General features: G+C 57.1%; 9 protein-coding genes and 1 pseudogene. 6 read left to right on the top strand and 4 right to left on the bottom strand.

What is annotated here, in order from left to right; translation table 11 throughout:
- Position 1 precedes the first annotated feature (1 nt).
- From PU724_RS32105 to PU724_RS32080, 6 genes and pseudogenes are all read left to right on the top strand, one after another.
- Positions 2-1009, top strand: coding sequence for an ABC transporter ATP-binding protein (locus PU724_RS32105; RefSeq protein ID WP_354425673.1), 1008 nt, complete (start codon positions 2-4; stop codon positions 1007-1009).
- Positions 1006-2049 carry an ABC transporter ATP-binding protein gene (locus PU724_RS32100; protein WP_354425671.1) on the top strand — a complete coding sequence of 348 codons (1044 nt, stop codon included), beginning with the start codon at positions 1006-1008 and terminating at the stop codon, positions 2047-2049. Before PU724_RS32105 ends, PU724_RS32100 begins: the two co-directional genes overlap by 4 nt.
- Positions 2050-2091: 42 nt before the next feature.
- Complete coding sequence (locus tag PU724_RS32095; protein WP_354425669.1) at positions 2092-3477, top strand: CapA family protein; 1386 nt, start codon at positions 2092-2094, stop codon at positions 3475-3477.
- 690 nt (positions 3478-4167) lie between these two features.
- Positions 4168-5346 carry a M20 aminoacylase family protein gene (locus PU724_RS32090; protein ID WP_354425668.1) on the top strand — a complete coding sequence of 393 codons (1179 nt, stop codon included), beginning with the start codon at positions 4168-4170 and terminating at the stop codon, positions 5344-5346.
- A 213-nt stretch (positions 5347-5559) separates the two neighbouring features.
- Complete coding sequence (locus PU724_RS32085) at positions 5560-5943, top strand: ATP-binding protein (RefSeq protein WP_426213771.1); 384 nt, start codon at positions 5560-5562, stop codon at positions 5941-5943.
- A 715-nt stretch (positions 5944-6658) separates the two neighbouring features.
- A pseudogene (locus PU724_RS32080) lies at positions 6659-6845 on the top strand (IS21 family transposase); the annotation flags it as partial.
- A 128-nt stretch (positions 6846-6973) separates the two neighbouring features.
- On the opposite strand, the gene PU724_RS32075 reads toward PU724_RS32080, so the two are convergent.
- The 4 genes from PU724_RS32075 to PU724_RS32060 form a co-directional block, all read right to left on the bottom strand.
- Positions 6974-7105: a hypothetical protein gene (locus PU724_RS32075; protein ID WP_426213770.1), complete on the bottom strand. Its 132-nt coding sequence runs from the start codon at positions 7103-7105 to the stop codon at positions 6974-6976.
- A 207-nt stretch (positions 7106-7312) separates the two neighbouring features.
- Entirely contained in the window at positions 7313-8824 is a 1512-nt protein-coding gene (locus tag PU724_RS32070) for a M20/M25/M40 family metallo-hydrolase (protein ID WP_354425666.1), read from the bottom strand.
- Positions 8825-9205: 381 nt separating this feature from the next.
- Positions 9206-10081, bottom strand: coding sequence for an aminotransferase class IV (locus tag PU724_RS32065; protein ID WP_426213773.1), 876 nt, complete (start codon positions 10079-10081; stop codon positions 9206-9208).
- A 395-nt stretch (positions 10082-10476) separates the two neighbouring features.
- Complete coding sequence (locus PU724_RS32060) at positions 10477-10929, bottom strand: Lrp/AsnC family transcriptional regulator (RefSeq protein ID WP_292584041.1); 453 nt, start codon at positions 10927-10929, stop codon at positions 10477-10479.
- Positions 10930-12563 lie beyond the last annotated feature (1634 nt).

Below are 12563 nucleotides of genomic sequence, written 5' to 3'. Positions count from 1 at the left end.
GATGCAAATGCACCACACTATGCCAAATGATGTGCTTCTCGATGTGCAAGGACTCGAGACACACTTCCTCGGCGATGAAAGTGTCACCCGCGCGCTAGGTGGCATCAGTTTCCAGGTCAAGAGGGGTGAGACGCTCGGGATTGTCGGTGAGTCCGGATGCGGCAAAAGCGTGACCGCACTTTCGATCCTTCGCTTGCTACCGAAGTTCAGTGCCAAGACTGTCGGCGGTGAGGTGCGCTTCCGCGGACGCGACCTCTTAAAACTCTCCGAACGCGAAATGCGAGGAATCCGCGGTAATCGGATCGCTATGATATTCCAGGAACCGATGACAAGCCTAAATCCGGTTTACACGGTCGGTCACCAGATCGCTGAAGCGGTGCAGATCCACACCAAGGCTTCGCGAGCTGAAGCGATGGCAAAAGCACAAGAGTTGCTCCGTCTCGTGCGCATCGCGGACCCCGAGCGTCGGGTCAACAACTATCCCCACGAAATGTCGGGCGGTATGCGCCAGCGCGCCATGATCGCCATGGCGCTCGCATGCTCACCGGAATTGTTGATCGCGGATGAGCCGACGACGGCGCTCGACGTCACGATCCAGGCGCAAATTCTGCGGCTGATCGTTGATTTGAAACAGCGGACGGGAACAGCGGTGATGTTCATCACGCATGACTTAGGTGTAGTCGCAGAGACATGCCAGCGCGTGATCGTCATGTATGCCGGCCGCATCGTGGAGCAAGCGAGCGCAATCGATCTGTTCGCGCACCCCTCGCATCCCTACACTCAAGGTCTGATGCGCTCGGTACCCGATCGGCGCCGCGGCCGACAGCAACGTCTTCCAGAGATACCTGGCATCGTTCCAAGTTTGCGTGAGCCGATCGTGGGGTGCAGCTTTGCTCCCCGCTGCCCGTTTGCGCTAGATATTTGCCGAGAGAAGACGCCGATATTGCGCGATGTCGTACTTGGCCATGCCGCAGCTTGCTGGCGCGCTGAGGAGGTCAGGGGCGTATGAACACTCCGCTGCTGAAAGTCGAGAACCTGACAAAGCATTTCCCGCTCAGTGCGGGGATCCTGGACAAAAACATTCCTTTGGTGCGCGCAGTGGAGAATGTTTCCTTCACGGTGTCAGCGGGAGAAACGCTCTGTATCGTTGGCGAATCCGGCTGCGGCAAGTCCACCATCGCGCGTCTCCTGATGCGACTTTCTGAACCGACCAGCGGACGCGTGCTCATCGATGGCACCGATATTGCTGGTCTCAAGAAGGGCTCGCTCCGCGCTTGGCGACGGCGGATGCAAATGGTGTTTCAGGACCCATACTCATCACTGAACCCGCGCCTAACCGCGGAAAGAATCATTATCGAGCCGGTCGAGAATTTTGAGCGCCTCAACCGTAGGCAACGGAAGGCGCTCGCCACGGACCTATTGCGAAAGGTGGGTATGTCGCCTGAGATGATGGACAGGCTACCATCCGAACTGTCGGGCGGGCAGCGGCAGCGGCTCGGCATTGCGCGTGCCTTAGCTCTCAGGCCCTCGCTTATCATCGCGGACGAAGCGGTATCGGCTTTGGATGTCTCCGTACAGGCACAAATCCTAAACCTGCTTTTGGATCTCCAGCAGCAGATGGGTATCGCGTATATTGTCATCTCGCATGACCTTGCCGTCGTCCAGCATATTGGGCACCGTGTCGCCGTTATGTATCTGGGCCGTATCGTGGAACTCGCCGCGTGCGATGCGCTCTTCGCCAAACCGGTCCACCCCTATACCGAGGCGCTGATCGCAGCGGCGCCGATACCAGACCCAACGCGGGTCCGGTTGGAGCCTCCCGTCGAGGGAGAGGTGCCCAGCCCCATCAATCCGCCGAGTGGATGTGCATTTCATCCGCGCTGCCCCCTCGCAGTGGAGCGTTGCCGCATCGAGGTACCACGTTTGGTACCTACCGCCGACGGACGGTTTGTAGCTTGCCATGTGCGTGCGCCGCTGGAGCCCAAACCGAGTATGTCAATACAAGGAAATCCGACATGGCCGCATACCACCAGTGTTGCCCTGCTGTGACTGCCTCGCCTGGATCTAATATCACTTGCAAGTGGAGCGCAAATGGTACCCGTTGAGAGCTCAATTTATTCAACCGAAGAACAGGTGCATGAATTCGACACCGTCGGCTCAACCGCGACCAACGTAGCCGATGGGTTCACTATGGCAGCAGTCGGCGACCTCCTCTATGCCCGGCCCGTGACAAAGGGGCATTATCCAGGCCTGCGTGATGTACTCAGGATATTCAACGGCGCTGACGTGACGTTTGGCAACTTGGAAACCAACATATTGGATTTCGAGTCAAATGGGTGCCCTCAGGCTGAGTATGGCGGCGCGTACTTGATTGGCTCTCCAGAGCTGGCACGTGATCTTCGTGCAATGGGCTTTAACCTTGTTAGTCGCGCGAACAACCACACCCTTGACTGGGGTGTCGAAGGCATGCGCGAAACAACCCGTCTACTTGACAGAAGCGGAATTGCGCATGCGGGTGCGGGCGAAAACCTTGCACAAGCCCGCGCTGCTCGATTCTTGGAGACTCCCCGCGGACGCGTGGCGCTGGTCTCATTCGCAGCAACTTTCGAGCCCATGGCACGTGCGTGCGACCCGGCTGGGGAGGCGCCCGGCAGACCGGGTCTCAGCGCAATTCGTCTTACCAAAAGTATTGTAGTCCCAGCGAAGATGCTCGACTCTCTGCGGCAGGTGCGTGAGATCCTCCCCTGGTACGCACCGCCACCTGACGATCCCTCTCGCGTCGTCATTAACGAAGTTATCTTCAAGTCCGGAAAAAAAGCAGGATATAGCTACGACCCCAATCCTCGCGACATGGATGAAATCATCCGCAATGTACGTCGTGGTAAACAGCTATCGGACTTTTGCCTCGCCACAAATCATGGGCACGAGCCTGAAGAATGTATTCCAGAACCGCCCGATTATGAACAACGATTTGCGCGAATGACGATCGACGCTGGAGCGGATGTTTACCTGAATCACGGGCCGCACCATGTTCGAGGAATCGAAATCTACAAAGGTCGGCCTATTTTTTACGGCTTGGGAAATTTCTTTAACCAGGACCTGAGAACACCCGTCGGTGCAGACATGTACGAGGCGCATGGAAAAGATCCACGTCTCGATTCGGATGCGGATGTAACTGCGCACGAGATGGCGGTCGGGTATCCAATGGCAGAAGGATTCGTACCCCTCTCCGCCTCACTCTACTATGAAAGCATTATAAGCGTAGCCCGCTACGAAAAAAACAGGCTCGCTGAGCTGAGGTTGCATCCTATCGAGCTTCGGCGATCGGAAAGGCTGGCAAATCGGGGAGTGCCGCGCTTAGCACCCGAGTCTCAGGGCAGAGCGGTTCTCGAGCGGGTACGAAAGCTGTCAGAGCCATTCGGCACAAGCATCGTCATTGAGGATGGAGTTGGTTTGATTCGATTGCAAACCAATTAGTCGTCTTCTGGGCTTCGGGCGGCTGCCGGCTCGGCAGTTGCCGACGCCGAATTCGGTTGTTCGTGGGAGAAAATTATCAGCCAAAGACGCCGCTGCGCCGCAGTAGCGGATGATAGTTGCACAGTTGGCTCACATCCCGTTTCATAACTCTGTGACTTGGCACCCCGAAAGGCGCTCGGGGGCCAATGTTGTCATTCATTGTGGGGCGGTTCGCGATACGCCGCCGGCGAGGGCGGCCTTGCGTGAGCATGGCACGGTAGTGAGGCTGCGCTCTTAAGGTCGTCCTTACGAGCTAGGAGCATGCCCGAGAGCACGGACCAATGTCGCAGCTACACCACCTCAGTGGGCACGATCATTTCAGCTCGGGCTCCCATTATGATAACTGCGTTTCAGGTGAATGCAATTTTTGATGCTCACTGTCCTTTTTCGCGATGTTATGTGTCATCCAGTGAAAGTTCTCACAGAAACGGCGCACGGGAGCAGACATCCTTCGAGCATTGCCATTACGGGTGAAGTTCGGAGCGTTCCAGTTCCTCCTGTCGCCCCGGCGATCTGAGGGGATTAGGCGAGGTAGTCGGATTCGCAAAGACCGGCGATCCTCCAACTACCTGGGGACTCGGCACTGACTAGCTGCGCACTGACTAGCTGCTGCAAACAAAGATCATGATAGCGTGATGAGGAGGCCACAGTATGACAGGAATCGAAACTTTCCGCGACCTCCAAGCGGAAGCCACAACTTGGCGACGCCACCTGCATGAAAATCCAGAGTTGGACTACCGGTTGCAAAACACAGCGACGTTTGTCGCTGAGAAACTCGCCTCATTTGGCATCAATCACATCGAAACGGGCATTGCTGAAACCGGCATCGTTGCATTGATCCAAGGGGAGGGCGGAGAGGGGCCGACGATTGGTTTAAGGGCGGATATGGACGCGCTTCCAATCCTTGAAGCTTCCGGGAAGCCATGGTCATCAAAAATCACCGGCTGCATGCACGCATGCGGTCACGATGGGCACACGGCGATGTTGTTGGGCGCCGCGAAACATTTGGCGGCTAAGAGAAAATTCAAGGGTACAGTCGCACTGATATTTCAACCAGCCGAGGAGGTAGAATTACCTTCGGGAGCCTTGAAGATGGTTCAGGCAGGCATCATGGACCGTTTCGATATCTCCCAAGTGTACGGCATGCACATTATGCCGGGCATGGACATCGGCAAATTCGGCATCCGCCCTGGTGCGCTCATGGCCTCCCAGGACGACTTCGATATCGTCGTTAAGGGCACCGGCGGCCATGCGGCTGAGCCGCACCGGACAATCGATCCTGTTACAATCGCAGCACAGATCGTCTTAGGTCTGCAAAGCTTGGTTTCCCGCCGGACTGATCCTCTTGAGTCGCTTGTCGTATCGGTTACCAAACTGAGTGCCGCGCAAGCCTACAATATCATTCCTGATGAAGTTGTAATCTCTGGCACTGTGAGGGCGATAGGATCCGCCCTGCAGGACTTCGCCGAGCAAGAAATCCAAGCTGTTGCCGAAGGCATCGCGCGCGGGTTTCGTGCGGGGGTCGAATTCAAGTACATGCGATCCGTCCCGGCCACGTTCAATCATCCCGAGAAGACCAAACTAGCTGTTGCGGCTGCGCAAAATCTCGTCGGCACCGCCTCAGTTGATGATGCGGTCAAGGTGCAAATGGGTGCCGAGGACTTCTCGTATATGCTCCAGGAGCGGCCAGGTGCGTACATCTACCTTGGTAATGGATCGACTGCTGAATGCCATAACCCGGCTTTTGACTTTGATGACGAAGCCTTGCTTTACGGGATCGGATGGTGGGTCAAATTGGTGGAGACAATATTGCCGTGCGAGACCTTGTAGCATTCGCAACCGCCCGGTTATCAATGACGCCGTTTTCCTGATGCCCGCGTGGCTCGGCGGCATTTCCCTGGCTACGGGCGAAGGCTGGATCGAAAGCGGCGGCAACATCCTCATTTTTGGTCAGAGCGGCACCGCCAAGACTCACGTGATTCCGCCATCGGCCACGCCCTCATCGATGCCGGTCGCCGCGTCCTGTTTTCCACAACCACCGATATGGTGCAGAAGCTTCAGGCCGCTCGCCGCGAGCTCAGTCTCCCTTCGATGCTCGACAAACTCGACAAGGACGACCTCATCGTACTCGACGAGCTGTCTTATGTGCGAAAGGACCAGGTAGAGACCAGTGCCCTGTTCGAGCTCATCGCTCACCGATACGAACGACACTCCATCGCCATCACCGCCAACGAGCCTTTCTCCGGATGGTCGGACGTTTTTCCAGGTCCCGCCATGACAGTCGCGGCCATAGACCGCCTCGTGCACCACTCCACTATCATCGAGATGAACGGTGAGAGCCATCGTAAGCGAGCCGCCGTCGCCCGCGGCTCCGGCACGCAAAACGTCAACGACGAACCAAAGGACCCGCCCAACCGGTCATCGTAATTGCCGCTGACGACAATTACTCGCCGCAGATCCGTGGCCGACTCCCGCCCGTCACAATGCCCCAGCGACAATTACAACTCCGATAATTGTCGCTGGCCAGTTGCCAGATAACCCCCTCCGGTGATACCCAAATCACACCACTCGGCGCCGCCCTCCCACCGGCCATCGTAATCGCCGCCGACCGGTCTCCCTAATCGTCGCGCTACAGATCGACTGGGCTCTGCAATGGCAAGTCCCCGTCAACTCCTCCCGCCACTCTCGCCGGCGGCCGCGCCGACGTGACTTCAGGTTACCACGAAGCCTGAGATGATCGCGCCACTTTTGGTCCTCGTGAATGATTCTTTGCCGCCTGGCCAATGGCCTCTCACGATGACGGTGATCGTCGCTGCTCCTCGAAGGCTTGGCCATTTCGGTCAAGCCGAGTGCGATCAGCCGTTCATGGGTGGGATGATGGGTGAGCATTGAGAACTCCATAGTTCAGTGGAAATAGCCCTGACCGCGGATGTTGCCGTGGCGCAGGGGTTGATGGTCGGGCGTCTCGTCGAGGAACGCGCGATCAAGGCCGTTCTTGAGCCTCGTGAGTCGGTCAAAATCCCCCGGGTATGGTCACTTGAAACTCCTCCACCTGAGAATCACCGGCAGCGCTGCTGAACAGCGGTAGCCGGTAAGGCAGGACGTTTATTTTCGCCCCCTTTCATCCCGCGAGGGCCGGGAGTTGAGCGTCTTGAAGGCACATCTGCGAAGCACTGCTTGATCGCAACACCAGCCAACGCGAGATTCAAAGGCTGACGGGGGTCGATCGCAAGACGATGCGGCGTTCCCAAGCGCAGCGGTGCGGTGCGGAGGCAAATTCCCCCGGGCAAGTGACCACCGGTTCGGCGAGCGCGGAGGATCAAATTCCGACGAGGCTGCACACGTTCTTGCCAAGATCAATTCCAAGCACGAAAATCGACATCGGTCCGTTCCTCTCTCATTCCAAAACAGAGCGATCTTAACCGATCGCGCCAGAGAGGGGCGGGCCATCCCATAATCACGCATTGCCGCACAATAGAATCGGCAAATCGAATTGCAAGAAAACAGCGGCCAAACACCGCAAATCCTGCAATGCCAATTCCCGATCTTCCTCAATCAACGGGCCGTCCTTCGGGCAGACCAGTTCCATGCCGGCTGAGCCAGATCAATGCCTTGCCGATAGTTCACGGGCGACTATTTAAGCGCCCTCAGCCAGAGCAGCCGTCACGTTCTGCAGCACGTTGTAGTGATCCCAGCGCCGTCTCCGCGCAAGCTGGCCGAAGAGAAGAAGCGCTTCTCAGTCCCGTGAGCAGCGTTAAGAGCGAACCGCGGGAGGTCGTGCTAGCACTGACGATAGCTACTCCTGTCCAAGTTGATACAGATACTCAATAAAGCCAATCGTGGCTTCATCGTATCCCGCTACCCTCGGGTCAACGCTTTCGATAATCATGAACTCGTCTGGTGCGTGAAGATTCCCGCCTCGTCCCAGTCCGAAACTGCAGGCAGGCACGTTTAACGGCTGACCGGTGAAGAAGACCCCTGGCCAAGAGCCAGGATCTCTTGGTACTAGCGAATACTCGACGCGCGCGCGCGTGAGTACAGCGCGTTCCGCCCTCACAATCGCACTGTCCTCATCTGTTTCGGTGGGATCGTAGCCCCCTGTAACCCTCACCTCGATGTCACCGAAGCCGTACCGCTGTAAATGCGAGTCGAGCTTTAATAATAGCTCGTCTTTCGTTTGGTCAGGAACCAGACGGAGGTCGAGCTTCGCTTCGGCCCGCGTGGGAAGGATCGACATGCCGCCGGGTCCGGTATATCCGGCGACCAGGCCCTGAAGATTTATGGTCGGCTGGGATGCGAGGCGTTCGAGGCTGGCGCGATAGTCGTCATCATTAATCCAGCGCCTAATCCCCCGACTGGACATTGCGTCCTTCTCGCTGGTTATGCGGGCGGTTTTGGCAATGAGATCGCGCTGCCGGTCGGTCAGCGGTTTAATGTTTTCGCACCAGCCGTCGATAGCCGGCGTGTAACCATCTGCCTGTACCAATGTCGCAAGCGCCTTGATCAAATGCCAAGCGGGATTGTCCACGCGAGCTGCCTCCATCGAGTGAATGTCAATGGTGGGGCCCCGTCCCCAACGTTCGCCGCTTGCGATGAGCTGAAATTCTACCGTGCCTTTTGCGCCGAGGAGTAGTGAGATACTACCGTTGCTCGTTTGAGAAAGATCGGGAACGACGACTCCAACGCATTTCTGTAGCGCAGAGAGCACCTCCGGCTCTCCGAGTACCTGGCGAAAGTTAGGCGATCCGATCTCCTCCTCTCCCTCGGCAATAAGGGCGATATTAATAGGCAATTTACGGCCTGACGCTTGGATTGCGCGTAGAGCCGCCAGGAAGGCAGCTTGCGGCCCTTTCTGGTTTTGTGCGCCGCGCCCTATTAGAACCTTGCCTACATTTGGCTTATCGACGATGCGGCCTTCTAAAGGTGGAGAAGACCATTCAGAGCCATCGAACGGCATGACATCATACATGAAGTAGATACCGAGCCATTTGAAAGCGCCGGCGTCGAGGGTGCCGAAGACGCCCGGTAGGCCGTTGGTAGGCACTATTTTGACGCGCTGAAAGCCCGTTTCTCGAAGAAGGTTTGCCATATGGTCAGCTCCTTCTTGTACGTTCAAGCGCTGTTGAGCGACCGTTGGAAGCGCAATCCAGTCTTGCAGCATTTTCACCGACGCATCGTGCCGGGCCGCCAGGATTTTGCCGAAGGCGGCACGGACGTCTGTCGGCCCCAACGTGGCGACAGAAGCTACAACTTCGCTATCGCCGCGCGTTTGGCCGGAGGGGCCCACGGCTGAGCTATTTCCATTCATCACCACACCTCACTGACTATCCCAAGAAAACCATTGGGCGCTCAAGCTCGAAGGAGTTAGCGCTGCGCCTTAGGGCCTTACACTACCGGAAGTTATTGAACGAACTAACGCAATCCCGCCCTGTGGTTGTTCAAGATCAGGTCGCACATGATACCAAAGCTCAATGCGTTGTGTGCTTTGTGCTTCCGACATCCCAGGATCAATGCACCAAACGGGGCGAGGCCGGAGTCATACAATCAACGGCACTGGCGTGCGGTACTTGCTCCTAACCGTTCAGGTGCCGACCGGAACACGCCAAATGATGGTCTGGATCTCAATCCAGCATTTCTAGGGGCGGTGGACGCGTGGCGGGTAGCTGGTCTTGCCAACGCGCAATCGAGATCAGGCATAGGTCACTGGGGTGGACCAGGCGGGGTCAGCGTGCTTTCCCCAGTAGAGATCCGTCAGTTGCCGCGTAACGGAGCCAATCTTGCCATTCCCGATTTCTTCGTCGTCGATCTTCGTGACCGGCATGATGCCGCCTGCCGTGGAGGTGATGAATACCTCGTCAGCGGCTTTGAGCTCTTCAGGCCGCAAGTCGCCGATCTTAACTGGCCAGTCTAGTTCGGCACACAGATCAAACACCGTCTGGCGGGTAATGCCTTGGAGCACACCATAGCCTGGCGTGCGAAGGAGGCCGCCTTTGACGGTGAATACATTGAAGCCTGGCCCTTCTGCGATGTTACCATTTGTATCGACAACCAAGGCCGTCTCCGCACCGCGGTCGTAGGCATCGAAGAGGCCTTTCACCAAGTCGAGCCAATGATAGTTCTTAATCGAAGGGTCAATGGATTTGGGAGGGATACGCACTGTGTCGCTGATGGCGATGTGAAGGCCGCGGTCGAGTTGTTCCTCGTTGGCCACCGATCCAAAGGGCACTGCGAAAGCGATGAAACGGTTTTCCGCCTCGCGCGGGTCGCGACTGAAGGTCGGCGACGCGCCTCGCGTGCAGATCATCTCGACATAAGCGGACTTGTGGCCCGATAGAGCGACGCAGTTGGCGAGAATGCCCTCGATGTCCGCCCGGCTGTAAGAAATCTTCATACGTAGCCGTTCCATGCCTCGGAAGAAGCGATCCAAGTGCAGGTTAAGTCTGAAGAAACGGCCATTCCAAACGTGGACGGTGTCATAGGTGGCATCGGAGTGTAGAAAACCCCAATCCAGAACGGAAACCTTGGCTTCCGACATGGGAAGATACTGTCCGTCCATGAAAGCCATCCCTTGTGGGTATGCCCGACGGTCCCGATGATGCAACTCGATCGCGGGGAGTTCCGTTTCTGGCTCAGTAGCCGCAAGTGTCATTTCCTTCGTCCCTCCATCCAGCAGACCAGGCCAAGCGCATACCCGGTCAGGATTGGAGCCACTTCTGCAAGCGCCCATGCGCTTCTCAGGTTAGCTCAAGTGTTGATCCGGCAGCTGATGGACCCTTCCGGCCGCCTTAGTACCTGCGACCCCAAGGAACATCTGACGCTCTTGGCAGAGCGCTCGCGCTACCCTCGTCGATTTGATCGCAGATTTTCACGCGCGGGATGCGAGCAAACTATCGATGGCAACGCAACGCCCGCGTCAAAAACTTAGAAAGATTGATGAAAACGGTTCACTCGTGTGCTGGCCTAAACTAGGACTCTGGGCTCGAACTTTACGCGGTCCAGGGTGATCATACTTTTGAATTTGCGGACGTTCTGGTTGGTGTAGAGCTTTGTCTTCACGAAGACGTCGAAGGCTTCCACGTCCTCGACGGCCACGATAAGAACGAAATCCGCATCGCCAGTCACCATATAGCACTGGGTAACTTCCCGTGCTGCGCGCATCGCCCGCTTGAAATCATCAACTAGATCGAGGCGCTCACGATCCAGTTCCACCGTGACCACAACGGTGAGCGACTTTCCGAGTGCCTTGGGGTCGACAAGGGAGATGTCGCCTATAATGACGCCCTCAGCGCGAAGCCTGTTGACCCGGCGCATGCATGAGGCTGCCGACGAGCCCACCAAGTCAGCTATCTCTGCGAAAGAAAGACGATTGTTTTTCTGGAGCGCCGAGAGGATCCTCCGATCAAGATCGTCCATGTGTCTGCCTTCCAAGTCGACGCGATCTGATCGCGCACCCGTTGAGGTTATGGCACCAACGGACTGAAAACGGAACCGCAACGCGCGAACGAACCGATCGCATGCGTTTCATAGTTTGCTTCATTTCACAACTGGTCGGATTTCGGCTTAATGGCGCGTCCTATTTGGAATGGCGTCGCGGCCTCACTTCGGGCCGGCTCCGCGTAGGCGGATGGCCTGGGCTGCCATTTACCTCCGCATCTGTTCCTGACCCCTGATCTGAGACATTCCAGGTTATCCGTGCCATTCATAAGGATCGTACAAACGTTCCACTTAGGTCACAGTCAGGACGATTCTGTCGTCGCGCCAAATGTCCCCGTTCCCGGCGTCGCTTAGTGCTGCGACGTGCCGGCACGCACTAGCAAGTAGGTCCTCCGTGCCAGTTGCATTTCAGGTGGGTTGGCAACGGTGGAGCGTTAAAGAAGGCTGCCCGAGTCGTGGACGTGAGAGCGGAGGTGTGGAGAAGGCTTCCTTCTCGCCACAGTCGCCGATCTTGGGCATCCCCGCGTACCGCGCAGCATCGATCCCACTATGTGCTCGGACCACAACGATCCTTACTCGAACGAAATGCTAGACAGCACTGCGAATGCGTTTCCGAGCTCAGCTATTTCAAAGTTGGGCTCTTTGTGCCGCGTATGTTTTAGCGCTCCGGGAAGATTGCGCGTTAAGTTTCCACGCGAATGCCCCATGTTGTGCTGCTGCTGGTCACTTGATGAGGGCGTCCTTGATTCTTCATAGATGTGACGGTCTCGGCTCTGAACGTGCGATTTGAGGGCAAGCTTAACGGCACAAAGCAGCAATGGTGAGAGGTACTGTGGTCTCAACTCAGATCCGGGTAACAGAGGCGGACATGCTTGAAGCCTTAAGGTGGCGCTGCATCGGACCTGCCCGAGGCGGCCGCGTTGTGGCGGTTACCGGCGACCCGAACGACCCTATGGCTTTTTATTTCGGGGCATGCGCGGGTGGCGTGTGGAAGACCATCGACGGCGGCGTTTACTGGTGTTGCGTGTCTGACGGGTTCTTTACGAACGCTAGCGTTGGTGCGCTCGCAGTTGCCCCTCTGACTCGAATGTCATTTATGCAGGAACGGGGGAGAGCACGATCCGAGGTGACGTCTCTCATGGGGATGGCATATACCGGTCGACCGATGCTGGTCTCACTTGGAGACATCTGGGCTTGAAAGAAACCCGCCATATTGGCAGGATTTGTATTCGAAAGCCGCCACCTACCTGAAGTCGTGCGAGACATAGCGTAGAACGCACAGGCGCGCTTGGCCAAGCGCACAGGGTCCTGATCGCGCGTGCAAGCGCCGAGGGGCATTTTTCCATGACGCGCGACAGATGAGCGACCCGGCGACCTGATTCTTGGTGGTTGGCCAGGCAAAACAGCGATCGGAAAAACCGCCTGGTCGTCATGCGCCTTCACGGAAGCAGAAGATCGCGCCGGTGAACGATTATGTGGCGCGCCACATAATGCAGAGCGTTTTTAGCTTGGCGTCGCGCAGAAAGGCGGGTGGCGAGAGCGCGCTGTGGCAGATCGCGACGGTGAGCTAAAAACGTGTTGGACTAAGCCGCCGGCATGGGTGGCCGCTATGG

This window comes from Mesorhizobium abyssinicae (assembly GCF_049887195.1).
In the GTDB taxonomy this organism is placed as follows: domain Bacteria; phylum Pseudomonadota; class Alphaproteobacteria; order Rhizobiales; family Rhizobiaceae; genus Mesorhizobium; species Mesorhizobium abyssinicae.
The sequence above is the reverse complement of the archived record's forward strand: the minus strand, read 5'-3'. Positions and strand labels throughout refer to the sequence as shown.